This window comes from Sulfitobacter noctilucae (genome assembly GCF_000622365.1).
GTDB classification, from domain to species: Bacteria; Pseudomonadota; Alphaproteobacteria; order Rhodobacterales; family Rhodobacteraceae; genus Sulfitobacter; species Sulfitobacter noctilucae.
On the sequence record NZ_JASC01000014.1, the window covers coordinates 1,441,562 to 1,466,777 of the forward strand.

Annotated in this window: 20 protein-coding genes; 7 read left to right on the forward strand and 13 right to left on the reverse strand. The window is 59.1% G+C overall.

Annotated features, from left to right (window positions below; translation table 11 throughout):
* Positions 1-6: 6 nt before the first annotated feature.
* From Z945_RS0117225 to Z945_RS0117240, 4 genes are read right to left on the reverse strand one after another with little or no spacing between them, the layout of a single operon-like run.
* Positions 7-1,353 carry an NAD(P)/FAD-dependent oxidoreductase gene (locus tag Z945_RS0117225; protein ID WP_025053337.1) on the reverse strand — a complete coding sequence of 449 codons (1,347 nt, stop codon included), beginning with the start codon at positions 1,351-1,353 and terminating at the stop codon, positions 7-9.
* Positions 1,354-1,401: 48 nt separating this feature from the next.
* A complete protein-coding gene (gene argE / locus Z945_RS0117230; protein WP_025053338.1) occupies positions 1,402-2,565 on the reverse strand; it encodes an acetylornithine deacetylase in 1,164 nt (387 codons plus the stop codon).
* Positions 2,562-3,266 carry an SDR family NAD(P)-dependent oxidoreductase gene (locus Z945_RS0117235; protein WP_025053339.1) on the reverse strand — a complete coding sequence of 235 codons (705 nt, stop codon included), beginning with the start codon at positions 3,264-3,266 and terminating at the stop codon, positions 2,562-2,564. The genes argE and Z945_RS0117235 overlap by 4 nt, the downstream gene beginning before the upstream one ends.
* Positions 3,267-3,270: 4 nt before the next feature.
* Positions 3,271-5,103, reverse strand: a complete 1,833-nt coding sequence (locus Z945_RS0117240; RefSeq protein ID WP_025053340.1) for an ABC transporter ATP-binding protein — start codon at positions 5,101-5,103, stop codon at positions 3,271-3,273.
* Positions 5,104-5,421: 318 nt separating this feature from the next.
* Between Z945_RS0117240 and Z945_RS0117245 the strand changes: the two genes are divergently transcribed.
* From Z945_RS0117245 to Z945_RS0117260, 4 genes are all read left to right on the forward strand, one after another.
* The gene (locus Z945_RS0117245; RefSeq protein ID WP_025053341.1) at positions 5,422-7,143 is read left to right on the forward strand and encodes a peptide ABC transporter substrate-binding protein; all 1,722 of its coding nucleotides are present in this window, start codon (positions 5,422-5,424) and stop codon (positions 7,141-7,143) included.
* A 108-nt stretch (positions 7,144-7,251) separates the two neighbouring features.
* A complete protein-coding gene (locus tag Z945_RS0117250) occupies positions 7,252-8,289 on the forward strand; it encodes an ABC transporter permease (RefSeq protein WP_025053342.1) in 1,038 nt (345 codons plus the stop codon).
* Positions 8,282-9,280 carry an ABC transporter permease gene (locus Z945_RS0117255; RefSeq protein ID WP_025053343.1) on the forward strand — a complete coding sequence of 333 codons (999 nt, stop codon included), beginning with the start codon at positions 8,282-8,284 and terminating at the stop codon, positions 9,278-9,280. The genes Z945_RS0117250 and Z945_RS0117255 overlap by 8 nt, the downstream gene beginning before the upstream one ends.
* Before the next feature lie 235 nt (positions 9,281-9,515).
* Positions 9,516-10,589 carry a YeeE/YedE family protein gene (locus tag Z945_RS0117260; protein WP_025053344.1) on the forward strand — a complete coding sequence of 358 codons (1,074 nt, stop codon included), beginning with the start codon at positions 9,516-9,518 and terminating at the stop codon, positions 10,587-10,589.
* On the opposite strand, the gene Z945_RS0117265 is transcribed toward Z945_RS0117260, so the two are convergent.
* Complete coding sequence (locus Z945_RS0117265) at positions 10,525-11,808, reverse strand: DUF3422 family protein (RefSeq protein WP_025053345.1); 1,284 nt, start codon at positions 11,806-11,808, stop codon at positions 10,525-10,527. The genes Z945_RS0117260 and Z945_RS0117265 overlap by 65 nt on opposite strands.
* A 197-nt stretch (positions 11,809-12,005) precedes the next feature.
* Between Z945_RS0117265 and Z945_RS0117270 the strand changes: the two genes are divergently transcribed.
* Positions 12,006-13,421, forward strand: a complete 1,416-nt coding sequence (locus Z945_RS0117270) for an MATE family efflux transporter (RefSeq protein WP_025053346.1) — start codon at positions 12,006-12,008, stop codon at positions 13,419-13,421.
* Between the two features lie 466 nt (positions 13,422-13,887).
* Here Z945_RS0117270 and Z945_RS0117275 read toward each other — a convergent pair whose 3' ends face one another.
* The 3 genes from Z945_RS0117275 to Z945_RS0117285 form a co-directional block, all read right to left on the reverse strand.
* Complete coding sequence (locus tag Z945_RS0117275; protein WP_025053347.1) at positions 13,888-15,402, reverse strand: NAD(P)(+) transhydrogenase (Re/Si-specific) subunit beta; 1,515 nt, start codon at positions 15,400-15,402, stop codon at positions 13,888-13,890.
* A gap of 12 nt (positions 15,403-15,414) precedes the next feature.
* Positions 15,415-16,998 (reverse strand): Re/Si-specific NAD(P)(+) transhydrogenase subunit alpha, encoded by a 1,584-nt coding sequence (locus Z945_RS0117280; RefSeq protein WP_025053348.1) that lies wholly within the window; start codon positions 16,996-16,998, stop codon positions 15,415-15,417.
* A 159-nt stretch (positions 16,999-17,157) separates the two neighbouring features.
* Positions 17,158-17,658, reverse strand: a complete 501-nt coding sequence (locus tag Z945_RS0117285; RefSeq protein WP_081781019.1) for a methyltransferase family protein — start codon at positions 17,656-17,658, stop codon at positions 17,158-17,160.
* Between the two features lie 124 nt (positions 17,659-17,782).
* Between Z945_RS0117285 and Z945_RS19820 the strand changes: the two genes are divergently transcribed.
* The gene (locus Z945_RS19820; RefSeq protein ID WP_025053350.1) at positions 17,783-18,352 is read left to right on the forward strand and encodes an REP-associated tyrosine transposase; all 570 of its coding nucleotides are present in this window, start codon (positions 17,783-17,785) and stop codon (positions 18,350-18,352) included.
* A gap of 2 nt (positions 18,353-18,354) precedes the next feature.
* Here Z945_RS19820 and Z945_RS0117295 read toward each other — a convergent pair whose 3' ends face one another.
* The 5 genes from Z945_RS0117295 to Z945_RS20735 form a co-directional block, all read right to left on the reverse strand.
* Complete coding sequence (locus Z945_RS0117295; RefSeq protein WP_025053351.1) at positions 18,355-19,131, reverse strand: gamma-glutamyl-gamma-aminobutyrate hydrolase family protein; 777 nt, start codon at positions 19,129-19,131, stop codon at positions 18,355-18,357.
* 140 nt (positions 19,132-19,271) lie between these two features.
* Positions 19,272-19,697 (reverse strand): GlcG/HbpS family heme-binding protein, encoded by a 426-nt coding sequence (locus Z945_RS0117300; protein ID WP_025053352.1) that lies wholly within the window; start codon positions 19,695-19,697, stop codon positions 19,272-19,274.
* 84 nt (positions 19,698-19,781) lie between these two features.
* The gene (locus tag Z945_RS0117305) at positions 19,782-22,001 is read right to left on the reverse strand and encodes a malate synthase G (RefSeq protein WP_025053353.1); all 2,220 of its coding nucleotides are present in this window, start codon (positions 21,999-22,001) and stop codon (positions 19,782-19,784) included.
* 88 nt (positions 22,002-22,089) lie between these two features.
* On the reverse strand, positions 22,090-22,236 hold the full coding sequence (locus tag Z945_RS20400) for a DUF2256 domain-containing protein (protein ID WP_081781020.1): 147 nt from the start codon (positions 22,234-22,236) through the stop codon (positions 22,090-22,092).
* Positions 22,237-22,308: 72 nt separating this feature from the next.
* On the reverse strand, positions 22,309-22,560 hold the full coding sequence (locus tag Z945_RS20735) for a hypothetical protein (RefSeq protein WP_025053354.1): 252 nt from the start codon (positions 22,558-22,560) through the stop codon (positions 22,309-22,311).
* Between the two features lie 97 nt (positions 22,561-22,657).
* Here Z945_RS20735 and pepN point away from each other — a divergent pair, with 97 nt between their 5' ends.
* The gene (pepN, locus tag Z945_RS0117320) at positions 22,658-25,213 is read left to right on the forward strand and encodes an aminopeptidase N (protein WP_025053355.1); all 2,556 of its coding nucleotides are present in this window, start codon (positions 22,658-22,660) and stop codon (positions 25,211-25,213) included.
* The last annotated feature ends 3 nt before the right edge of the window (positions 25,214-25,216 follow it).

Sequence of the window (25,216 nt, forward strand, 5' to 3'; positions counted from 1 at the left end):
CTTGGGTTAAAGCGCGGTGCCCCGGCGGCGTGCGCTGCCATCGGCAAATCGCTCCATCCGGAAAGCTGTCAGATCATGACCCACCGGCGCGCCCGTGACCAGTGCGGCCAGCATACGGCCCAGTGCCGGGCCGATGCCAAAGCCATGACCGGACATGCCCGTGCCCACCACCAGACCGGGGATCGCCGCGCAGTGATCCACGATCGGGACAACATCGGGCATCGTGTCGATCATTCCGGCCCATGCGGTTTTGATTTTTGGGCGCGGCACATCGGGATAGAGTGCTGCAAAGTCGCGCAGCAGGCGGGCAAGCTGGCGATGATTGGGTTCAGGGTTCAAGACCCGCATCCGCTCGAACGGTGTTTCGCTGTCGCCGGTCCACTGGCGCGGCGTGCGCCAACTGTCCGGGAAGCCCGCAGGCGCTGCCGGCAAATAGGTCTGGCCAAAGGGATCGGCCCGCAGCTGCGGCAGATATTTAGGCAAGGCGCGAAAGGCATCCGGCCCGATAAAGAGCTCTGCCACCCCTGATGGGGCCAAAGTATAGCCGCCATCCATGCGCCGCCGGAAGGCCAGCCGTGCGGTGACCGCGGCGCCCGCATGAACCTCGGGGAGCGGCCCCGTCGCCAGCACGTTTTCGCGTACGGAAAGCTGTGGGATGCTGATACCGTGGTTGCGCAAGAACAGTGATGACCATGCACCCCCCGCCAAAACCACGCTGGAAGTTTTTATAAGACCCCGCTCGGTGATGACCCCTGCCACTCGGCCTGTCGCCAGATCGAGCTGTCGCACCGCACAGTTTTCGATGATTTGCACACCTGCGTTTTTTGCGATTCCTGCAAGCGCGGGCACGGCCAGCCAGGGCTCTGCCCGCATGTCCGAGGGTGTGACCAACGCCCCTTCCTGTTTTCCGGTCACGCCGGGGAACATCCGCGCTGTATCGCGGGCGCTCAACAATGTGGTGTCGACACCAAAAGCCGCCGCCTCGTCCAGCCAGGCAGCATAGCGCGCCAGCTGTTTGTGGGAGGCGGCCAGATAGCTGACGCCTGTCTGCCGCAGGCCAATATCCACGTCTGTCTGGGCCGCCAGTTCCTGCCAGCGGCCGATCGCCTCCATCATGATCGGCAATTCGGCCAGGTCGCGCCCCTGTTGGCGGATCCATCCCCAGTTGCGCGAGGATTGCTCTCCTGCAATGCGACCCTTTTCCAGGAGAACGACCGAATGCCCGGCCTCGGCCAGACAGTGTGCGGTGCAGACCCCGATAACCCCGCCGCCGATCACCACAACATCTGCCTCGGTGGGCAAATGTGCCGTAAAGCTCACCGGCGAATTGTCAGTGATAGGAAAGCCCTGCATCTAGTTGCCCTGCGGCGCGTGCAATGGGAACATCCTATGCACTGGCGTTCAAAGGCTAAGACGGTCGACCAGCTTGCGCATAAAGTCATGCCCCGCCTCGAACTGCGAAATCTCGATGTACTCATTGGGCTGATGCGCCTGGGCGATATCTCCGGGGCCGCAGATCACAGCCGAGTAGCCCGCTTCCTGAAATTGACCGGCCTCGGTGCCATAGCTGACCTTGTGGCTGGCGTTATCGCCGGTAATCTGGCGCACCAATGTCTCGGCCTCGCCCCCTTCCTCGGGCTGCAAGGCGGGGACGTCAAACCGTGGTGTCACGTCGATGCGGGTTTCTGGCACCACCGCCTGCATCTGCGCCTCGACCGCGCGGACCTTTTCCATATAGTCCAGCGCCCACTTGTCCTTGTCCTCTCCCGGTACCACGCGGAAATCCATTGCGAATTTGCAGTCCTTGGCGGTGATATTATGCGCAGTGCCGCCTTCGATCATGCCCACATGACAGGTAGTGAAGGGCGGATCGAACATCGCGGCCAGCTCTGTCGGCTTGGCCGCCATGTTTTCGGTGTTCATCTCGTTGGCCCATTCAATAAGCTTGGCACCTGCCATAATGGCGTTGACGCCGGTATGCAGCAGCGAGGAATGGACCTCGAAGCCCACGACATGTGTGTTGAACCCGGTACCGCCCTTATGACCGGTCACCGCCTGCATCGTTGATGGCTCGCCAATGATCGCGGCCGCCCCTTTGGGCAGAACAGGCTGCATGGCCTTGATCATGGGTGGTGCGCCGGTGCAGCCAATCTCTTCGTCAAAGCTGAGCGCGATTTGCAAAGGGCGCTTCACGCCTGCGTATTTCGCCTCGACCAGCGCCCAAAGCGCCAGACCGTCGAACCCCTTCATGTCACAGGTGCCACGCCCGTAGTATTTGCCGTCTTTCTCGACCACGCTGAAGGGATCGGTATCCCAGGGCTGGCCATCTACCGGCACCACATCCGTATGCCCCGACAGCACGATGGCCCCTTCTTCCCAAGGGCCGACATGGGCGAACAGCGCATGTTTCGGCTGATCGGGATCGACATAGCGATGGCTCTCGATGCCGTGGCTGTCCAGATAGTCGGCCACCCAGTCGATCAGCGGAATGTTCGTATCGCGCGAGACGGTGGGGAAACTAATCAGCTTTTCCATCAACTCGAAGGGGGTCAGTCTGGTCGTCATAGCCGGTATCCTCCAGATACGGTCAGCACTTCTCCGGTGATGCTGCCTGCCGCCTGTCCTGCCAGAAAGCGGACCGCCTCTGCAATATCCTGCGCGGTGGCAAGACGCCCGAGCGCCGTCATTTCCACAAATATCTGTGTCAGTTCCGCGTCACGGGGCTCTTCGGCGATGTTGACGGCACCGGGGGCAACCGCATTGACGCGTATGCCGCGCGGTCCCAGCTCCTTGGCCATCGCACGGGTCCACAGATCAAGTGCGGCCTTGCTCGCGCCATAGATCGCGGCACCTTTGGGCGGCAGGATCGCATTCACAGAAGAGATGTTCACGATTGCGGCCCCCTCACCCAGATACGGCAGTGCAGCCGCCAAAATCCCGTGCGGTGCCAATACGTTCACATCCAGCATGGTACGCAGAATTTCCTGCGCGTAGTCCTCGGCGGCGGACATCCCGATGACGCCCGCGTTGTTCACGATGACGTCCAGCCGTCCGAAACGCTCGATTACCGCCTCGACAACGCGCGCGGGGGCCTCAGGCTCTGACAGTTCGGCCGCAACGGCCAATGCGCCCTCGGGCAAGGCCTGCGGCGCGGTCCGGTTGTAGGTGATCGCCAGATCATAATCCCGCGCCAGATCCGCCGCAATGACGCGACCGATGCCGCGCGCACCGCCTGTTACCAACGCCACTTTGCGGCCATCGGTCATGCGCTCAATACCCGCTGTCGGTGATCAACAAATGATGGCCGGGGTGCACTTCGACGTATTCGGAAGGCTCGGCGGTGTACCTTGCAGGGTGAATTGGGGAGGGGATCGGTTTGAAATTGAGATCCTTCTCGTCCTTGCGCTTGCGTGGGTCGGCGATGGGCACCGCCTTCATGAGCGCCTGCGTGTAACTGTGCAGAGGATTCTCGAACACCTGCTGGCGGCTGCCAATCTCGACGATCCGGCCCAGATACATCACACCGACCCGGTGGCTAACCCGTTCGACCACCGCCATATCGTGGCTGATGAACAGATAGCTCAGGCCCATTTCCTCCTGCAATTCCATCATCAGGTTCAACACCTGCGCCTGTACCGATACATCCAAAGCGCTGACCGCCTCGTCCGCGATGATCAGCTTGGGGTTCAGCGCAAGCGCCCGGGCAATCGCGACACGCTGGCGTTGACCGCCCGACAGCTCATGCGGGAAGCGGCGCATGAAACTGCGCGGCAATTCCACACGGTCAAACAGCATCTCGACGCGCTCGGTCACCGCCTTGCCCTTGAGCGTGCCGAAATTATGGATCGGTTCGGCCACCTGATCGGCCAGCTGCATCTGCGGGTTGAGCGAGGCAAAGGGATCCTGGAAGATCATCTGCATATCGAGCCGCGCGGTGCGCAGATCGCGCTGGTTCAGCGCCATGATGTCCTTGCCGCCCAGGGCTATCTCGCCGCGCAACGGCTCCACCAGCCGCAGGATCGACCGGCCGGCGGTGGATTTGCCACAGCCGCTCTCGCCCACAAGACTCAGCGTTTCGCCTTTGCGGATGTCAAAGGAGATGTCTTCGACTGCATGAACATTCGCCACAGTGCGGCGGAAAAAGCCGCCCTTGACCGCAAACCGCGTGGTCAGGTTGCGCACGCTTAGCAGGACTTCCTCCGCGCAGCGGATCGGTTTGATTTCCTGATCCTTCATCCCGAAAATCTTCATCTTTTCGGGGCATTCCTTTCCGGTCATTTCGCCCAGCTTGGGCACCGCCGCCAAAAGCGCCTTGGTATAGGCGTGCTGGGGATTCTCGAAAATCTCCTCGACCGTGCCCTCTTCGACCTTGTTGCCGCGGTACATCACCACAACGCGGTCGGCCATTTGTGCGACCACAGCCATGTCATGGGTGATGAACATCACAGCCGTGCCGGTCTCGCGCTTCAACCGGTCCATCAGCGCCAGAATTTCTGCCTGAATGGTCACATCCAGTGCCGTTGTCGGCTCGTCCGCGATCAGCAGACGCGGCTCGCAAGCCAGCGCCATCGCAATCACCACACGCTGGCGCATGCCGCCCGACAGTTCGTGGGGATACTGCTTTAGCCGCCGTTCCGGCTCGGGGATGCGCACCTGCGTCATCAACTCCAACGCCCGCTCTTCAGCGGCGCGTTTGCTCATGCCTTTGTGCAGGCGCAGGCCTTCGGTCAGCTGCTTGCCCACGGTGAAGACAGGGTTCAGCGCCGTCATCGGCTCCTGAAAGATCATCCCGATCTCGTTGCCCCGGATCCGGCGCATGTCAGCCGCACCGGTCTGGGCCAGATCAATCTGATCGCCGTTAGAGCGGTCAAAAAGCATCCGCCCGCCCGCAATTTCACCACCGCCGTATTCCACCAGGCGCATCAGCGACAGAGACGACACTGATTTACCAGACCCGGATTCGCCGACCACACAGACCGTTTCGCCTGGATTGATGTCAAAACTGACATCCTCGACTCCTACGACGGGGCCATCCTTGGTCTGGAATTCGACCCGAAGCCCTTGAATTTGCGCAATTGGTGCCGCGCTTGTCTGATCCAGCATTTTGTCCCCAGTATCTCGGCAGTCGCTTTTTTCAGCGGTGATCGCACAAAGCTACGGGGATTGCCGGAACAGGTCAAACACCACCCGACAATCTGCATGGTTTTTGTGCAAGTGCCATCTCTATGCTTGCAATTCCTGCAAAAACTGATGGTATTACGCCCATGCGCTCTGGGGGTGCGCGACGAACGAAGCATTTATACCTAACGTTTACGGCAGGTTACGATTCGTTCTTAAAGCACCTCCAGATCGATCATACCCGATGGGCTGAGACTGCCCCAAAACACAGCATCCCCAAAGGATGCCAACAAGGAGAGTACAATGAAACTGAGAACCCTTTTGATGGGTGCGATTGCGACGACGGCTTTTGCCCCGTTGGCTATGGCTGACGGCCATTCCGGCGAGCGCGGTCGCGATGGCGAGGTCAAGATCATCTATTGGCAAGCGCCTTCGATCATGAATCCCTATCTGTCCGGTGGTACGAAAGATCTCGAAGCCGCGTCCCTCGTTCTGGAACCGATGGGCCGCTATGACGAGACCGGCGCATTGGTGCCCTACCTCGCAGCCGAGATCCCCACGGTCGAAAACGGTGGCGTATCCGAAGATCTGACCTCCATCACATGGAAGATCGCAGACGGCATGCAGTGGTCTGACGGCTCGCCCCTAACCTCTGCCGACCTTGTCTTTACAGCTGAGTATTGCATGCACCCCGAAGGGGGCTGTGCACAGGCGTCCAAGTTTGATGGCGTGTCGAATGTCGAAGCGGTCGACGACATGACCGTCAAGGTGACCTTCTCCGAAGCGAAGCCAAACCCCTACGGTCCTTTCATGGGCGCGCAGTCACCGATCCTGCAAAAGGCGCAGTTCGCCGAGTGCCTCGGTGCCAAGGCCCCCGAGTGTACCGAAGCCAACTTCAATCCCATCGGAACGGGCCCGTTCACTGTCACTGAATTCCGTCCAAACGACGTGATCACGATGGCTGCGAATGACAACTTCCGTGACCCAAGCAAACCTGCTTTTGCCACGCTGACCTTCAAAGGCGGCGGTGACGCGGTTGCAGCGGGTCGTGCGGTTATGGAAACAGGCGAATACGACTACGCCTGGAACATGCAGCTTGCACCTGACGTTCTGGCCAAAATGGCCGAAGCAGGCAAAGGCAAACCGATTTCTGCCTTTGGTACCCTGGTCGAGCGGATCGAGATGAACATGACCGATCCATCCCCAGACCTGCCCGAAGGCGAGCGGTCCACCGTGGCGCATCCACACCCGATCCTATCGGACTTCAAAGTGCGCAAGGCGCTTTCTATGGCGATCGACCGCGAACTGCTGGTCGAAGTGGGTTATGGTCAGGCCGGTCGCGCAACCTGTAATCTGGTCCCTGCGCCTGCCCTCTATGCATCCGACAACACAGAATGCCTGACGCAGGACATCGACGGTGCCAAGGCTCTGCTTGAAGAAGCGGGCTGGACCGATACCGATGGTGACGGCGTGCGCGACAAGGACGGCAAGAAACTGTCCTTGTTGTACCAGACATCCACAAACGCCGTGCGTCAGGACTTCCAGGCCCTGATCAAGGATTGGTGGAGCCAGATCGGTGTTGAAACCGAGCTGCGCAACCTCGATGCGTCTGTGTTCTTTGGTGGTGACCCGGGCTCCCCCGACACCTTCCAGAAGTTCTATGCGGACGTTGAAATGTACGCGAACAACTTCGACGGCACAGACCCACAGGCCTATCTGTCGGCCTACCGTTGCGGCAACCAGCCACGGCCCGAAAGCCAGTGGCAGGGTGAAAACATCAACCGTTTCTGCGACGAAGAGTACGACAGCTTGCTGGACGAGTTGTCCCGCACAGGTGAGCTCGACAAGCGCGGCGAAATCGCCAAGCGTCTGAACGAGATCATCACCAAGGACACGATGACCATCGTGCCACTGGTTGACCGTGGTCGCGTCTCGGCAGCGTCCAACACTCTGGGTGGTGTCATTTTGAACACCTGGGACTCCGAGCTTTGGAACGTGGCCGACTGGTACCGTATGAAAGAATAACCGGCTTCGGGCGGGGTTTACCTCCGCCCGATCCGTCCTGTAGGGCGGGGAAACTGCGCCCTACATTCTTTACCGATTCAGACTGCTTAACAAAGGCGATGGCCACCTATGCTGACCTTCACGTTCCGCCGCTTGATCCTGTCAATTCCGACGCTTTTGTTCATCAGTTTCATCATCTTCGGCCTGTTGCAACTGGCCCCCGGCGATCCGATGGCGCAGGTGCCCCTGACAGTACCGCCCGAAGTGAAACAAAAGATGCGCGAGGCGCTTGGCCTCGGGGCACCCTGGTATGTGCAATACTACAAATGGCTGATCCAGTTCTTCTGGATCGAACCCAAAATCTTCATTGATTACCTGACCAACACCAGCTTCCTGCTGGGCTGGCTCCCCGACACATCGCTCTATAACGGAGAATTGCGTGTTCTATCCTGGCAGACCCGTTCGCCGGTAATGGACATCGTGATGCAGCGCATGCCACAGACGCTTTGGGTTGTCGGTCTCAGCTATGTCGTCGGCATCGTGATCGCCATTCCCATCGGAATTTATTCGGCCTACCGGCATTATTCGGTCTTTGATCAGGCGGGTACCTTCGTCACGATGATCGGCTTCTCGATCCCGCCATTCTTTACCGGCCCCCTCCTCATCGTCATCTTCTCGGTCTATCTGGGCTGGTTGCCCTCGATCTATGACACCACCCATGTGGTAACAGATTGGGAAAGCTTCAAAGTGCAGTTCTTCCAGATGATCATGCCCGTCATGGTGCTGGCCTTGCAGACCACCGCACAGATCAGCCGCTATATGCGCGGTGCCATGCTGGATAACCTCAACCAGGACTATGTGCGCACCGCCCGCGCCAAGGGCTTGCGCGAGGGCGTGGTCGTCCTGGTCCATGTCCTGCGCAACTCCATGATCCCGGTGGTCACAGTGATCGCGCTTGGGATGCCTGCGATCTTTGGCGGGGCGATCATCACCGAGAATGTCTTCAAGGTGAACGGTATTGGCCAACTGCTGTTGACCGCCCTCTTTGCAAATGACCTGCCGATGGTGATGACGCTGACATTCATCTTTGCCATTCTCATCGTGCTCTTCAACCTGATTGCCGATGTCCTCTACGGGCTGCTTGACCCAAGGATCCGCTATGACTGAACAAGCCATTCCCGCGTCCCCCGTCGAGGCCGACATCGAAGTCTTCGGTGCGCTTACCGACAAGGAACCGCAAAAGCCGCCGCGCAGCCAGTGGAAGGACGTTTGGGACCAGTTCCGCAAGCACAAGGGTGCTGTGTTCGGTGGTGGTTTCCTGATTTTCATCACACTGGGCGTCATTTTTGGGCCATGGCTTTGGGACATTGATCCAAAGACCCTCGACATCCGGAACAAGAACTGGCGACCGGTCTATACGCTGCTATGGGATGATACCGCCAAAGCAGGCTGGCTGCATCCGTTCGGCACCGACCAGTTGGGCCGTGATATTCTGGCCCAAATGATAGCGGGCGGCCGTGTGTCCATGGCCGTAGGCTGGCTTGCCATGGGTCTGGCGCTGCTGATCGGCACCGCCATCGGCGTGCTCTCGGGCTATTTCAAGCGGCTCGACTTTCTGTTGATGCGCTTTACGGATCTGGTGCTGTCGTTGCCAATTTTGCCGCTGACACTTCTGGCTGTGACCCTGTTCCGCCAGCCGCTCAACTCGCGCTTTGGCCCCGAAGGCGGCATGTTTATCCTGATTGTCGGCATCATCGGCCTGACCTCGTGGATGCAAACCGCCCGGATTGTGCGAGGTGATATTCTGGCGCTCAAAGAGCGTGAGTTCATCCTTGCGGCCCGCTCCATCGGGACAAAGTCGGGCAAGATCATCCGGCGTCACCTGCTGCCCAACGTCATCTCCCCCATCATGGTGTCGGCCACGCTTGGTTTGGCGACAGCCATCATCACCGAAAGCGCGCTCAGTTTCCTTGGTGTGGGGTTCCCGTCTGACTATCCGACATGGGGTAAACTGCTGGCCGATGCGGTGCAGCGGATGCAGGATTACCCCGAACGTGTGCTCCTTCCCGGCATCGCCATCTCGCTCACCGTGTTGAGCGTGAATTACCTTGGCGACGGTTTGCGCGACGCGCTCGATCCGCGCATTCGCGGCAGATAAGGCTCTAGGGGTAGGCAGATGGCTTACCCTAGGGCAAATAAGGATCGACGCCTCGTTCTTCAGGGCGGAGAAGGTCGTGTGTTTCACTGGCGGGAAGGCATTGGAACACTTGTCCGGAAAAACTCGCCTGGAAAGAACGATATCCCGCTTGCAACCGGTCGACACCTGCGTTTGCCCCTTGATCAGCCCCCTACACCGCTCCAGATGAGAAATACGTTCTGCAAGGAGACGGATTATGTACGAGACCTTCGGTTTTGAAAATCTGACCGCACCACAAGCCGCTGTCTATTTCGCATTGGCCATCGGTGTCGTTTTTGGCGTGCTGGCGCAGGTCACCAAATTCTGTTTCCGACGCGCTCTTGTTGGCGAAGATCGCCGTGCGGCTGCCGGTGTCTGGTTCACCGCGTTGGCCGTGGCCGTGGTCGGCACACAGGCTGCTGTTGCTGCAGAGCTGATCACATTTGCAGATCACCGCTTTATGATCTCTGACCTGCCTGTACTCGCCATCGCGGTCGGTGGTCTTCTGTTTGGTGCCGGCATGGTGCTGACCCGTGGCTGTATTTCTCGTCTGACTGTCCTGACCGGATCGGGCAATTTGCGGGCGGCTGTCGTCGTCCTGATCTTTGCAGTGGTGGCGCATATGACCTTAAAGGGTCTGCTGGCCCCCGTTCGTACTGCACTGGGGTCTGTCACCGTTGATCTGGGCGAGAACATCTCACTGGCGGCCCTGCCCGGCGGCGCGCTGCTTTGTACCGCTGTCATCGCCCTTGCCGCTTTGGCCATCGCCTATCGGTCTGGCAACAGCATCTGGATGTTGGGTCTTGCCGCTGCGATTGGACTGCTGGCGCCGCTGGCATGGGTCGGCACCGGCTATATCCTTTACGACGACTTTGATCCTGTTGCGATGGAAAGCCTGTCGTTTACCTCTCCGGCTGCGGACACTTTGTTCTGGAGCATTGCCAGCACCTCGATCTCGCCCGGCTTCGGCAGCGGTCTGTTGGGCGGAGTGATTGTGGGCGCGCTGGCGGCCAGCCTGATCTTTGGCGGCTTCACATGGCAAAGCTTCTCTTCCCCGCGCGAAATGGGCCGTTACGCTTCCGGCGCGGTTCTGATGGGAGTGGGCGGTGTACTGGCAGGCGGTTGTACCTTGGGCGCAGGCCTGTCGGGCGTGCCGACCCTCTCGGTTGCAGCCTTGCTGGCCATTGTGATGATCGCCGTGGGGGCCAAGGTGACCCATGCGCTGCTTAGCCAAGGTGCTTCTTCAGACTCCGCCCCATCGCCCACACGCCACCCACTACCGGCAGAGTAACCAAAGCCAGCATAGTGCCTTTGTTCACCGCAAAGGCCTCTGCCACCGGATAGAGCAGATATCCCGCGAGCGAGACCGCGTAATAGCTGATCGCGACAACCGACAGTCCTTCCACCGTTTTCTGCAGACGCAGCTGAAGATCAGCGCGTTTGTCCATGCTGGCAAGTATATCCTGATTTTGGGCCGAGCGTTCTACGTCTACCCTCGTACGCAGCAACTCCGACGCCCGGATCGCCCGTGCCGACAAGGTTTGTAGGCGGGTGCCGCTGGATTCGACCGTGCGCATCGCAGGCTCGTATCGGCGCATCATAAATTCGGCAAAACCCTGACGGCTGATAAACCGCTCCTCGCGCAGCGCCTCGATCCGCTGGTTGACGATGGCGCGATACGCCCCCGTTGCCCCGAACCGGAAGGCGGTTTTTACCGCAAGTGTTTCCAGTTCCACCGAGATGTCCAAGAGAGCATGCAGCGTATCTTCGGCTTTGGCCGCAGACCCGCGCATCTGCACCATCAGCTCTTCAAGCTTGGCATCCAGATCATTCAATTGTGGTGCCATCCAGCGCACCATCGAGAACCCCAGCATGGAAGCACATTTATAGGTTTCGATCTCGCACAGACGTTGCACGATCCGGCCTGTGCGCCGGTCGCCTGTCTTGGAATCCTTGAAAATCGCGATTCGCAAATGGCCCGCTGAATCGATCCGGAAGTCGGACGCAATAACCGCCGCGTCGTCCAGTACGGAGGCCACTGCGAGGCTTTCGGGTACAAACCAATCCGACAGCTTCGCTTCGATCACGGCATCATCCTGCGGACGCGGTATGAGCCGGAGTAGCGCCGAGGTGATCCGCCCACCTGGCGCATCCTCCAGCCAATAGTCCGGAAAGACGTCGAACTCTGACGGATCAAAGGCGCGTTCGCTTAGGTCGTCGCGGAACACGGTGTAGGTTACCAGCTCCGTATGCTGTTCCCACTTAAGCCAGTATTTCCCCATCTCGCCGTAGTAGTGCGTGGCACTGGGATCGGGCCGTGGGCCCCCGTAGTGATCCAGTAGCGCACTCAAATGGGCCAGATCAGCAGACTTGTCGCGATTGGCCGCATCATCAGGTTGTTTGATCGCCAGAAATACGGCTGTCGAGGGCGCTTTGAGTGACGGGAACGGCCGCGCGTGCAGCTCGCCTGTCAGCGCGTAGCGTTGCGGATAGTCTTTGATTGGAGCCATCTTTGGTTCTGCCTTGCCTTGGTCATGCTCCTATACATAGCGGTTCTGCGCCAATCAAAACAGAGAAAATATATACTTATCAAATAGTTGAGTGTGTACCTTGGTATACCGCGCTGGTCCAAACCGCCGCTGTCACTGGTAAATTGCATTCCGGGGGCTACCTCACGCCAGCACTTCATTCAGCCAAAGGTCACACCTTGCCAGATCAAGCCCACTCCGACAGCGACAACAAATCCAACCGCGATCTGACGCAAGGGCCGATTTGGCGGGCGCTGGCCAGTATGTCCGCGCCGATGAGCTTTGGTATCTTTGCGGTGCTCAGCGTCGGGCTGGCGGATGCCTATTTTCTGGGCCAGATCGGAGGCGCGGCACTGGCTGCGGTGGGATTTATCTATCCGGTCACGACCGCCATCACCTCGCTCTCAATCGGGCTAAGTGCGGGGGCCAACGCGGCCCTCAGCCAAGGGGTCGGGCGTGGCGATGGAGCGGATGCAACGCGCCGGCTGGGCCTGCATGCCATCGGCCTGGGCCTTGGCCTGTCGATCATCGTGGCGCTGCTTGTCTGGGCCACCTACCCTCTGGTCTTTGCCGCGCTTGGTGCGACAGGTAGCGTCGCCGATAACATTGCCGCTTACATCCCCGTCTGGGCGCTCAGCTTTCCGTTTCTGGTGGTCATGATGATCACCAACGCCGTGTTTCGCGCGCACGGGGACAGCTTGACCACAGCCGCCATCATGGTGCTGGCCGCCGTCATTAACGTAGGTCTCGATCCGCTGTTGATCTTTGGCCTTTGGGGATTGCCCGAACTTGGCATGACAGGTGCCGCATTGGCCACGCTGATCGGCAGGGTGGTCGCTGTCGCGCTGGCGCTTTATCTCGCGTGGCACCGGGGGCTTTTGGGTTGGGGTGGCAGCCTTTTTGACGGGCTATGGACATCCACCCGCAAGATCCTGAACGTCGGCCTGCCTGCCGCTTTCTCCAATGCCATCAACCCTGCAGGCATGGCTCTGGTTACCGCCGCTGTGGCCACCGTGGGCGAAGCTGCCGTGGCGGGCTTCGGGGCGGCGACGCGCATCCAGTCGATGGCACTGGTGCCCCTACTCGCCCTTTCGGCTGGCATCGGCCCGGTGATCGGGCAGAACTGGGGTGCGGACAAGCGCGACCGGGCGCAGGGGGCAACAGCCGCCGGTTTCTGGTTCTGCGTGGGCTATGGCACACTGCTGGCTTTGGTGCTCGGCTTTTTCGCAGAGCCGCTGGCGGCAATTTTTGCGTCGGGCGAGGAAGATGCCGCCTTTGCTGCCACCTATTTGCGCTACGTCGGCCTGTCGCTTTTTGGCTATGGCTTGGTAGTCACCGCCAACGCGGCCATGAATGCGCGGGACAAGGCGATCTGGTCGATGGGACTGAGCCTTGGTCGGATCTTTGCGCTGTACCTGCCCTTGGCATGGCTGGGCGCACTGACACTGGGCTTTCCCGGTATCGTCGCCGCCGCTGTTGCGGCCAATGTGATTGCGGGCTGGGCGGCGCTCGTCTCTGCAAGGGGGACCGGGCTTCTGAAGACTGATATTGCAGCGCTCACTACGCCGCTCAAGTCTTTCGGGAAAGCGGTCTGAGTTGCATCAAGATCGAGTTGGGATATGCACCTGTTCGGCTGTCCACTACCTGCCTTGAGGCGTGGTCTGACACATCGGTAGAGCCAGTATCGCGAAATGAGCCGCAGACGGCCGCAGTCCCTTTGGAAGAACGGGAAGCTCGACTTCGTATTTGGCGTATGATGAGCGCAACCACCTCTCAGGTGGGCACAAATCTGCGTAAAGGCAAGGGTCATCGACATCGGCACGCCATGGGCATTACCAGCGAGTTGAAGGGGTTGCTTCCAGAAGGTCAGACGGGTCGTTTCGTCCTTGGTCGCGCGCTTATGTAAATCATTGGTTTGTATGGGCGATATGCACTGCTCTGCCGCTGATCAATTACAAATGACACCCTCTCGAACGCGAAACGCCCCACCGTTGCCGGCAGGGCGTTTGATCTTTTGGGCTGAGACGTGAGGCGCAAGCCTCTGCGCCTCAAAGCGCCGGATCAGTCGATCATTGGCAGCAGTTTGTCCAGTGACGCTTTGGCATCGCCATAGAACATCCGCGTGTTGTCCTTGAAGAACAGCGGGTTCTCGATACCGGAGTAGCCTGTGCCCTGCCCGCGTTTGGAGACGAACACCTGCTTGGCCTTCCAGCATTCCAGCACCGGCATGCCGGCGATGGGGCTGTTGGGATCATCCTGTGCGGCAGGGTTCACAATGTCGTTCGAACCGATGACAATCGCCACATCCGTGGACGGGAAATCATCGTTGATCTCGTCCATCTCCATCACGATGTCATAGGGCACCTTGGCTTCGGCCAACAGCACGTTCATGTGCCCCGGCAAACGCCCCGCAACGGGGTGAATGGCGAAACGCACGTTCTTGCCCTTGGCGCGCAGCTTCTTGACCAACTCGGACACAGCGCCCTGCGCCTGTGCAACCGCCATACCATAACCCGGGATGATGATAACTGAATCAGCCTCGTTCAGCGCCGTGGCAACACCGTCCGCATCAATCGCGATCTGCTCGCCTTCTACGGCCATCTGCTCGCCTGCAGGGCCGCCAAAGCCGCCAAGGATCACGGATACAAAGGAGCGGTTCATCGCCTTACACATGATGTAGGACAGGATCGCACCCGAGGAACCGACCAGCGCGCCGACCACAATCAACAGATCGTTGCCAAGGCTGAAGCCGATCGCAGCCGCCGCCCAGCCGGAATAGCTGTTCAGCATGGACACGACGACGGGCATATCCGCCCCGCCGATCCCCATGATCAGGTGATAGCCGATGAACAGGCCTGCAATCGCCAGCAAGACCAGCGCCCAGGATCCGCCACCCGAGAGGTAGACGATCAACAGCAGTACCGACAGCGCCGCAGCACCCGCGTTCAACAAATGACCACCCGGCAACTTTTTCGCGCCTGTGTCGACCGCGAAAGGCAGCATCGAGGAAGAGCCTGCCAGTTTAGCATAGGCGATGACCGAACCCGTAAAGGTGACTGCACCGATCCAGATGCCCAGCACCAGTTCAACCCGTAGAATACCAATTTCGACGCTCGACTTCTTGGCAATCAGCTTACCAAAGGAAGACAGACCCTCGTAAATCTCCTTTGACAGGCCGATGACAACACCGTCGTCGCCGACCACACCCAGGACCTGCCCTTCGGTCGCGTAGATGTCGCTGATGTAATTGATCATGATATCGGCGTTGAACCCGACAAAGACCGCCGCCAGACCAACGAGGCTGTGCATGATGGCCACGAGCTCGGGCATCTGCGTCATCTCGACCTTGGTGGCCAGTTGATAACCGACAGCAGCGCCGCCCGCGATCAGGACAAGCGAGGCCAGCCACAGACCGGAACCCGGCCCGAACAGCGTGGCCAAGACGGCAATGGCCATGCCGACGATACCGTACCAAACAGCCCGCTTGGCGCTTTCCTGCCCCGAAAGACCGCCCAGCGACAGGATGAAAAGAATGGCTGCGACCACATAGGCCGCGATGGTGAATGCGTTTTCCATGTGTCCCGCTCCTTAAGATTTCTGGAACATGGCGAGCATGCGCCGTGTCACGAGGAAACCACCGAAAATATTGACGGAGGCCATGAAAATACCCAGACCCGCAAGGATCGTGATCAACGCGCTGGAGGATCCCACCTGAATGAGCGCCCCCAGAATGATGATGCTTGAAATCGCGTTCGTCACCGCCATCAGCGGCGTGTGCAGGCTGTGCGCCACGTTCCAGATGACCTGGAAACCGATGAACACACTCAGTACGAAGACGATGAAATGTTGCATAAAGCTCGCGGGCATGCCTGGGATAAGGCCCACGCCCAGCACCAGCGCACCCCCGGCAGCCAGCAATGTCATCTGGCTCTTGGTTTGTGCCTTGAACGCGGCCACTTCTGCGGCCCGCTTTTCTTCCGGCGTCAATTCTTTCGGCGCGGCAGGCTTGTTTTTCTGCTGCGCTATCGCGTTCACCTTGGGGGGTGGCGGCGGGAAGGTGACCTCATTGGCGTGGGCAATCGTGGCCCCGCGAATGACGTCGTCTTCCATGTTGTGATTGACCACACCGTCCTTTTCCGGCGTGAGGTCGGTCATCAGGTGGCGGATGTTGGTTGCATAAAGCGTCGAGGCCTGCGCCGCCATCCGGCTGGGGAAGTCGGTGTAGCCAATGATTGTGACACCGTTATCGGTGACAATCTTCTGATCCATCACGGTCAGTTTGCAGTTGCCGCCCTTTTCCGCTGCAAGATCGACGATGACAGAGCCTGGCTTCATCGCCGCAACCATGTCTTCGGTCCACAACTCGGGCGCTTCGCGGTTCGGGATCAGCGCGGTGGTGATGACGATATCAACCTCGGGGGCCAATTCACGGAACTTCGCCAGCTGTGCTTCGCGGAATTCGGGTGAGGAAACAGAGGCATAGCCTCCTGTGGCGGCACCGTCCTGCTGCTCTTCCTCGAAATCGAGGTAGACAAACTCGGCCCCCATGCTTTCGACCTGCTCGGCCACTTCGGGGCGTACATCAAAGGCCAGCGTGATCGCGCCAAGACTTGTCGATGTACCGATCGCGGCCAGACCGGCAACGCCAGCACCGACGACCAGAACCTTGGCCGGGGGCACCTTGCCCGCTGCTGTGATCTGGCCTGTAAAGAACCGGCCAAAGTTGTTGCCCGCCTCGATGACCGCGCGATAGCCCGCGATATTGGCCATCGACGACAGCGCATCCATCTTTTGCGCGCGCGAGATGCGCGGGATCATTTCCATCGCAATGACCGTGGCACCTTTGGTCGCCGCGGCTTTCATCTTGGCTTCATCGGCAACAGGGCTGAAGAACGAGATCAAGGTCTGCTCTGCCCGCAGCCTTTTCATCTCGTTTGCATCGGGCGCACGCACCTTGGCAACGATATCGGCCGCTTTCCACAGGGCAGCTGCGGTTTTGACCACTTCCACACCGGCAGCGGTATAATCTGCATCGGAGAAGCCGGCAGGCACACCTGCCCCGGTCTCGATCAAGCACTCATGCCCCAGCTTCTGAAGCTGCGTGGCAGACTCCGGCGTCAGCGCGACGCGGTTCTCCCCCTCAAAAATCTCTTTTGGCGTTCCGATCTTCACTCGGTCATCCCCCCTGTGTTGTCACCCGACAAACGCCACCCGTATTGGATCACGTTTCTTTGCGTTCGCCCGAAGTAGCGCGGTGGCACATTATCTACAAGCGCAGCTCAGTGTAAAAGACTGCAAGCCCATACAAAAAGGCCTTTTTCGCCGTTTATTTCAGATCCAACGTGGCGTTTTTTGTGCAAAGGCTGTGAAATCGGGGCCGAAATTTTCTTTCATGCATGCTTCTTCAGGCGCAATAAAGCGTCGCTTCAGAATTATGACGAACAAGGGAATCAGTGCAAACGATGGCACCGCACCAAACCAGACCACAGCCCCCAACAGCACCAACACATCGCCCAGATAGATCGGGTTGCGGCTTTGGGTAAACGGACCGGTCGTAATGATGTGCTGCGGCGTCTGGTGCGGCATCACCGGCGTTTGGTGCAATCTGAACACGGCAATCGTCCACAGCATCAACAGGATCCCCAGACAGATGATCACAGCACCCGTTGTCCGTGCCAGATCGAAATCAAAGGTCAGCAGTGGCAGATACCGCGCCTGCGCCCAGACGAGCATCAGGAATAGCGCCAGCCAGAGCGGAGGGACATCAATCATCTGGCGAACTGTCATGCGATCCGTGCCACGCCAAGTGTTCATCTGCATTTCCTCAGTCATGTGCGTTCCGATATCACTACCCTAGATTGCATATTCCCACGCTGAAAGACAAGATCACGCATCAGGTACGAATTAAATGCGAGGTTTAACCCGGCATTAACCTCGATTTGCCAGACAGAAAGGCATGTCACACAGCATTTGCCCCAAAGCGACCGGCACAACCCACTTTCTGACGATCAGACTGGCCGACCGGCAGAGCGATCTACTTGTGCGCAGGATCGATCAATTGCGCCAGGCTATGCGAGCCACCTTGGCAAAGCACCCATTCCGCATCGACGCGATTGCAATCCTGCCCAATACGATCCACGCGCTCTGGACCATGCCGGAAGGTGATCCGCGCTGTGACTGCCGCGTTGCTTTGCTGAAGTCCCGCTTTTCACGGATGCAGCCGGCACCTATGGGGCGCAATCTGGCAAAGGTCAAACGCGCCGATAAGGGCATCTGGCAACGATACTGTTGGGTGCACCCTATCAGTAACCGGGCAGATTTCGAACGGCACCGTAATCTGATCTACCTTAGTCCTGTGCAGTCAGGCCTTTGCGCGCAGCCTCAGGACTGGCCCCACAGTTCTCTCCACAGGGATCGGCAGCTTGGCCAAATGAAACCGCCGATGTTTGCGCCAGCGGCGGATCACCAGACGTCTGAACCAAAGACGCCCTATGCGTTTTCGCCTGCAGACGCGGTCCTATCTTAGGGTCAAACCGCTTTCAGTGCGGGCTGCCTGCGCTGTGCCGCCCAATCCCGAACCGCATCGCCAAAGCTGCTGAACAAGGGGCGGGACACAGGATCGGCTGCAGCGTTCCATTCGGGATGCCATTGCACTGCAAGAGTGTAACCGGGCGCACCTTGCACATAGATCGCTTCCGGCGTGCCGTCTTCGGCGTGTCCGTCGATGACAATCCTCGAACCGGCCTCTTTGATGCCTTGCCCATGCAGCGTATTGGTCCGCACCGATTGCTGGCCCATAACCCCATGGAAAACGCCACCTTCGGTAAAGGTAACGTCATGGCGCAACTCGAATTTCTCTTCCATCGTGCCGTCGGGCGGCATCCGATGGTTCATACGCCCCGGCAACTCGCGAATTTCGGGATAAAGCGTACCGCCCATGGCCACGTTGACCTCTTGGAAGCCCCGACAGATACCAAGGAAAGGTTGCCCCCGCTCCACACAGGCGCGCACCAGCCCGAGTGCCACAGCGTCGCGACCGCGGTCAAAGGCCCCATGCGCAGCCGTTTCAACCTCGCCGTATTCCTCGGGATGGACATTGGGCCGCCCCCCGGTCAGCAAAAAGCCGTCACAGATGTCCAGCAGCTCTGACACACTGACAAGGCCCGGATCGGTTGGAATGATCATCGGCAAACAGCCCGAAACCGACGCCACCGCCTCGGAGTTCATTTGACCTCCGGCGTGGACGGCATATTGTTCGTTGATCAAATAGGAATTGCCGATAATACCGACGACCGGACGGGCCATAACGCACCTGCACTTGCCTGAAGTTGCCCTCTTATAAGGCAGCATGCCCAAGGCCTCAAGCACCACACCCGGTATCAGGGGCCGCGCCGGTCCCAGAAGACCGGCACCGCCCAAAATTTAAGACAGGTCTGACAAGGCCGTTAGGCTTCCCCTGTCAAACCGGCCGCCTCGATGCCAGCCATCGCGGCGATCACATCATTATCAGAAGTATCGCCGGTGACGCCCACGGCACCGATCACGGCACCTTTTTTGTCACGCAGCAAAAGACCGCCCGGCACAGGGATCACCTGACCGCCGTAAACGCCGTTCACCGCCGCCATGAAATAGGCCTGATCTTCTGCGCGTTTCATCTGCGCCGTGCCCGCCATGCCCAACATCACCGAGCCGTAGGCCTTGCCATGTGCAATCGCAAAACGCCCCGGCGCTGCACCGTCATCCCGCTCGAAGGCCTGCACATGTCCACCCGCGTCCAGCACGACAGCCGATAGCGGTTTGAACCCCAATTCTCTTCCTTTTTCCAATGCCTTACGGATAATTGTCCGTGCTTTGCGCAATGATATTGTCATCGGTCCCTCTTTTCTCTTTTTGGCCTTATATACCGTAGTGCACCCTCGGCCGCCTGGGCCAAGGGATGCGTTCGTTCCTGCCCCTCAGCCAGCCGCTTTCAACTCCAGCCGCCGCCGGTGCAACACCGGCTCTGTATAGCCTGAAGGCTGCTCACGCCCCTCAAACACCAAATCACAAGCCGCTTGAAAGGCGATGCCGTCAAATCCCGGTGCCATCGGTGTATAGAGGGGGTCGCCAGCATTCTGACGGTCCACCACTGCGGCCATTTTTTGCATCGCGGCGCGTACCTGATCGGCGTTCACCACCCCGTGGTGCAGCCAGTTTGCCAACCCCTGCGCAGAGATACGACAGGTGGCGCGGTCTTCCATCAGGCCCACATCATTGATGTCCGGCACTTTGGAACATCCCACACCCTGATCCACCCAGCGCACTACATAGCCAAGGATGCCTTGCGCGTTGTTCTCAATCTCGCGAGTGATTTCTTCGTCTGACAGATTGCGGCCATCCAGCACGGGGATCGTCAGCAAATCTTCCAAGGTGCCGCGCGCGCCCCCTGCCTTGAGCTCATCCTGTCGCGCCAATACATCTACCTTGTGGTAATGCATCGCGTGCAATGTCGCTGCCGTGGGGGATGGCACCCAGGCGCAGGTTGCACCGGCCTGTGGATGGCCGATTTTGGTGGTCAGCATCTCTTCCATCCGGTCCGGCATCGCCCACATGCCCTTACCGATCTGCGCACGGCCTTTCAGACCACAGGCCAGACCGATATCGACATTGCGATCTTCATAGGCTGCAATCCATGCGGCATTCTTCATATCACCTTTCGGCACCATCGGCCCCGCTTCCATGGAGGTATGTATCTCGTCCCCCGTGCGGTCCAGAAAACCGGTGTTGATAAAGGCGACCCGCGACTTCGCTGCGCGGATACATTCCATCAGATTGACAGACGTCCGGCGCTCCTCGTCCATGATTCCGATCTTGACGGTGTTAGGGGCCAGCCCCAGGACCTTTTCGACATGTGTAAAAATCTCATCGGTAAAGGCCACCTCTTCCGGCCCGTGCATCTTGGGCTTCACGATATAGACAGATCCTTTTACGGAATTCCCGCCCTCGCGGGTAAGATCGTGCTTGGCGATCAGCGTGGTAATCATTGCGTCCATCAGCCCCTCGCCCACTTCCAAACCGTCGCGATCCAGCACGGCAGGGTTGGTCATCAGGTGACCAACGTTGCGGATCAACATGAGCGACCGCCCCTTCAGCCGAAGCTCTTTGCCGTCCGCGCCCATGAACACCTTGTCAGGGTTCATGGCCCGTGTGATCTCTACGCCACCCTTCTCAAAGGTTTCGGACAGATCACCCTTCATCAAGCCCAGCCAGTTGGCATAGGCCCCGACTTTGTCTTCAGCATCCACCGCCGCAACGCTGTCCTCGCAATCCATGATGGTGGACAACGCGGATTCGAGAATGACGTCAGAAACATGCGCCGGGTCGTCCTTGCCAATCGAATGGCCGGCATCGATCTGGACGATGATGTGCAGACCGTTGTTCTTGAAAACAACCGCAGTGGGGGCTTCGGATGTCCCCTGAAAACCGGCAAACTGTGATGGGTCGTCCAGTCCGATCCCGTTCAGCACTTCCGGCGTGACCCCTTTGGGGGCTGTTGTCGTTGGGGGTGTGTCGCGGTGGTCATTGCTGTTCAGCAAAACCCCTTCGAGGGCTCCGTCCACGATCCGGTACCCGACAAGTTGCGTATGGCTACCGGAAACAAGGGGCACAGCTTCATCCAGGAACGCCTTGGCCGCGGCCACGACACGCGCACCACGGGCCTTGTCATACCCGCCGCCCGCCGGCAGATCGCCCAGCGCATCGGTGCCATAATAGGCATCATAAAGGCTGCCCCACCGCGCATTTGCCGCGTTCAGCGCAAACCGGGCGTTGGTAATTGGCACAACAAGCTGCGGGCCGGGCATTTCGGCAATCTCTGGATCGACAGCGCCTGTTTCGATCTTGAAAGGCGCACCTTCGGGCACTAGATACCCAATCTCCTTCAGAAATTCGGTATAGGCCGCAGAATCATGGGACTGGCCAGCGCGTGCCTTGTGCCAATCGTCGATCATTCCCTGCAATGTCGCGCGCTCGTGAAGCAACTGGCGGTTTTTAGGGCCCATGTCATGCACCAGTGCCGAAAAACCGTCCCAGAATGCCTCGGGTGAAACCTCGGTCCCCGGAAGAGCTTCTTTCTCAATGAAATCTACGAGTTGGGGGGCAACCTGCAATCCGGCTTTGTCGATTTTCTGGGTCATGAGACGCTCCGCTAATGTTTCCTTTCGGAAACACTTAGAGCCTAAAGAGATCAGTCACAAGCAGCTTTGGTCAGGTTATATTACCAAATCAGCCGGCCTTTTCTCTACTGCATCGAGTAGAGCAATATTTCACTTCTTCCCAAACTCTGGCCCATTTCTTGCGCCAGATAAACGGCCGCCCACAGGTCACGCATGTCTTTTGGGGCAGATCGGTTTTCTTGCGCATCTTCGCCATGTTTGCCTTCACATAAAAAAGCGGCGGCGAAAAGTTCACCGCCGCATTCGGCTAGGTATAGGTGTATTGGTGTCAGTTGCTTTCGTTTGTGCCCGGTTCTACCGGATCGAGGGTCACCCCTGCTGCACCATTGTTCATCGCGCCGTCCGTTTGCTCTTCGTTCCCGATGACGGTGTCCTCGGTAGGCGTTTCCCCACGCATCACGGTAAAGATGACCATAAGGATTATCATCGCGGCACCGAACAACACGGCACCTTTGATCCCGAACAAAGATGGCTTGTGCTTGGCTTCCTGTCGTTCAACATTTGTGTCTGGCGCGGACATGTGGTTCTCCTGAAATAGTGTTGTCACCCCGTTGAGGGTCTTTCGTTGGAGAGATAACGTGGGACAACTTCATTTGTTCCCAACAAGAGGTGCTTCCATGCGCGATGCCGCTCCCAAGACGATCTATCTTGCTGATTACACACCTTATCCCTGGACCGTCGAAAGCGTGGATCTGCACTTCACACTTGCTCCGAATGCAACCCGTGTGCGTAGTGTGATCCGCTTTGCGCCCAACCCCAATGCCAGTGCCGAAGACGCGATGTTCCTGCATGGTGAAAAGCTCAAGCTGATCTCGGCGGCGATTGACGGTGCGCCCGTCACACCAGATTTGAGCGATGAGGGCCTGCAGGTCGCCGTTCCCTCGGGGGCTTTCACCTTTGAGGCGGAGGTCGAAATCGACCCCGCGAACAACACGGCGCTTGAAGGGCTTTATATGTCGAATGGCATGTATTGCACCCAATGCGAGGCTGAAGGCTTCCGCAAGATCACGTTCTACCCCGACCGTCCCGATGTGATGAGCGTCTTTACCGTGACCGTCGAAGGTCCGCATCCTGTGCTTCTGTCCAACGGCAACCCGGTGCTGACGCAAAACCACCTCGCTAAATGGCACGATCCCTGGCCCAAACCTGCGTATCTCTTTGCACTGGTCGCGGGCGATCTGGTCGCCCATTCAGATACATTCACCACCATGTCCGGCCGCCACGTCGACCTGAACCTTTACGTCCGGCCCGGTGACGAGGGCAAATGCGCCTTTGGCATGCAGGCGCTAAAGGCCTCGATGAAATGGGACGAAGAGGTTTACGGACGTGAATACGATCTGGACCTGTTCAACATCGTCGCTGTGGACGATTTCAACATGGGCGCGATGGAGAACAAGGGCTTGAACATCTTCAACTCCTCCGCCGTGCTGGCCTCGCCCGAGACCTCAACGGATATGAACTTCGAGCGGATCGAGGCGATCATCGCGCACGAGTATTTCCACAACTGGACCGGCAATCGCATCACCTGCCGCGACTGGTTCCAGCTGTGTCTCAAGGAAGGCTTGACCGTCTACCGCGACAGCCAGTTCACCTCCGACATGCGCTCGGCCCCCGTGAAACGCATTAGCGACGTGATCGACCTGCGCGGACGCCAGTTTGCCGAAGATCAAGGCCCGTTGGCGCATCCCGTAAGGCCTGAAAGCTTTCAGGAGATCAACAACTTCTACACGGCGACCGTCTACGAAAAAGGGGCCGAGGTCATCGGCATGCTCAAGACGCTGGTGGGGGATGAGGCTTATTATCAGGCGCTCGACCTTTATTTTGAACGTCACGACGGCGATGCGGCCACCATCGAGGATTGGTTGAAAGTGTTCGAGGACACCACGGGCCGCAATCTGACACAGTTCAAACGCTGGTATGCGCAGGCAGGCACACCGCGTGTGACGCTCGAGGAAAACTTTGAGCTGGACACACTGACGCTGACTTTCACCCAGCACACACCGCCCAGCGCTGCCACACCTGACCCACAGCCGCAGGTGATCCCCATCGCCGTGGGCCTGATCTATCCTGACGGAACCGAGGCGCTGGAAACCCGCGTGCTGGAGATGACCAAAGCCGAGCAAAGCTTCCGCTTCACCGGGTTGGAGGATGAACCCGTGGCATCCGTCCTACGAGGCTTCTCGGCCCCCGTTGTGCTAACTCAGAACCTGTCTGATACCGACCGCGCGCACCTTCTGGCCAACGACACCGACACTTTCAACCGCTGGGAACAGGGCCGCACATTGGCGCGGGGGTCCCTGTTGTCGATGATCCGTACAGGGGCCGCTCCCGATGCGAAATATCTGGCGGGCATACACGCTGTCGTGACCGACACCTCCCTTGACCCGGCGACCCGCGCGCTGATGCTAGGCCTGCCCAGCCAGTCTGACCTTGCCACAACGCTCCATGATGCAGGCGAGACACCGGACCCTGCCGCGATCTACGCCGCATCCGAGACTATGCGCGAAGCCTTGGCCGATACATTCTCATCCGATGCAGCGGGTCTTTATGCTGCCAACACCGTCACCGCGCCCTACGATCCGGGGGCGGAACAGGCGGGCAAGCGCAGCCTGTCGAACGCCATGCTCTCGCTCATCACCCGTCGCGATGGCGGGGCTGCCGCACAGGCGCAATATGATGCAGCTGACAACATGACCCAACAGCTCAGCGCCTTGGCCAACCTCATCCGGGCGGGCAAAGGCACGGCTTCGCTGACAGCCTTCTACGACCAGTGGAAAGACGACCGGTTGGTGATGGACAAATGGTTCGGCCTGCAAGTGATGGAGGCCGCTCCTGAGGATGCCGCCGCCACCGCGGAAGCCCTCACCCGGCATCCTGACTTCAACCACAAAAACCCCAACCGTTTCCGCGCGGTCTTTGGCGCGCTGGTCATGCATCATGCAGGCTTCCATCACGCCAGCGGTGCCGCCTACACGCTATTGGCCGATTGGCTGATCACCCTTGATCCGCTCAACCCGCAAACCACGGCGCGGATGTGCAGCGCCTTCCAGACATGGAAACGCTATGACGCCCACCGCCAGCGCATGATCCTGGCGCAGGTGGACCGCATCCTTGCCACCCCGAACCTCAGCCGCGACACGACAGAGATGCTGACCCGCATTAGAGGGGCCTGAGCC

Bases quoted from the DNA above. Each gene is read 5' to 3' on its own strand.
- Z945_RS0117225 (WP_025053337.1), bottom strand. From the start codon at position 1,353: ATGCAGGGCTTTCCTATCACTGACAATTCGCCGGTGAGCTTTACGGCA.
- argE (WP_025053338.1), bottom strand. From the start codon at position 2,565: ATGACGACCAGACTGACCCCCTTCGAGTTGATGGAAAAGCTGATTAGT.
- Z945_RS0117235 (WP_025053339.1), bottom strand. From the start codon at position 3,266: ATGACCGATGGCCGCAAAGTGGCGTTGGTAACAGGCGGTGCGCGCGGC.
- Z945_RS0117240 (WP_025053340.1), bottom strand. From the start codon at position 5,103: ATGCTGGATCAGACAAGCGCGGCACCAATTGCGCAAATTCAAGGGCTT.
- Z945_RS0117245 (WP_025053341.1), top strand. From the start codon at position 5,422: ATGAAACTGAGAACCCTTTTGATGGGTGCGATTGCGACGACGGCTTTT.
- Z945_RS0117250 (WP_025053342.1), top strand. From the start codon at position 7,252: ATGCTGACCTTCACGTTCCGCCGCTTGATCCTGTCAATTCCGACGCTT.
- Z945_RS0117255 (WP_025053343.1), top strand. From the start codon at position 8,282: ATGACTGAACAAGCCATTCCCGCGTCCCCCGTCGAGGCCGACATCGAA.
- Z945_RS0117260 (WP_025053344.1), top strand. From the start codon at position 9,516: ATGTACGAGACCTTCGGTTTTGAAAATCTGACCGCACCACAAGCCGCT.
- Z945_RS0117265 (WP_025053345.1), bottom strand. From the start codon at position 11,808: ATGGCTCCAATCAAAGACTATCCGCAACGCTACGCGCTGACAGGCGAG.
- Z945_RS0117275 (WP_025053347.1), bottom strand. From the start codon at position 15,402: ATGGAAAACGCATTCACCATCGCGGCCTATGTGGTCGCAGCCATTCTT.
- Z945_RS0117285 (WP_081781019.1), bottom strand. From the start codon at position 17,658: ATGACTGAGGAAATGCAGATGAACACTTGGCGTGGCACGGATCGCATG.
- Z945_RS19820 (WP_025053350.1), top strand. From the start codon at position 17,783: ATGTCACACAGCATTTGCCCCAAAGCGACCGGCACAACCCACTTTCTG.
- Z945_RS0117295 (WP_025053351.1), bottom strand. From the start codon at position 19,131: ATGGCCCGTCCGGTCGTCGGTATTATCGGCAATTCCTATTTGATCAAC.
- Z945_RS0117300 (WP_025053352.1), bottom strand. From the start codon at position 19,697: ATGACAATATCATTGCGCAAAGCACGGACAATTATCCGTAAGGCATTG.
- Z945_RS0117305 (WP_025053353.1), bottom strand. From the start codon at position 22,001: ATGACCCAGAAAATCGACAAAGCCGGATTGCAGGTTGCCCCCCAACTC.
- Z945_RS20400 (WP_081781020.1), bottom strand. From the start codon at position 22,236: ATGGCGAAGATGCGCAAGAAAACCGATCTGCCCCAAAAGACATGCGTG.
- Z945_RS20735 (WP_025053354.1), bottom strand. From the start codon at position 22,560: ATGTCCGCGCCAGACACAAATGTTGAACGACAGGAAGCCAAGCACAAG.
- pepN (WP_025053355.1), top strand. From the start codon at position 22,658: ATGCGCGATGCCGCTCCCAAGACGATCTATCTTGCTGATTACACACCT.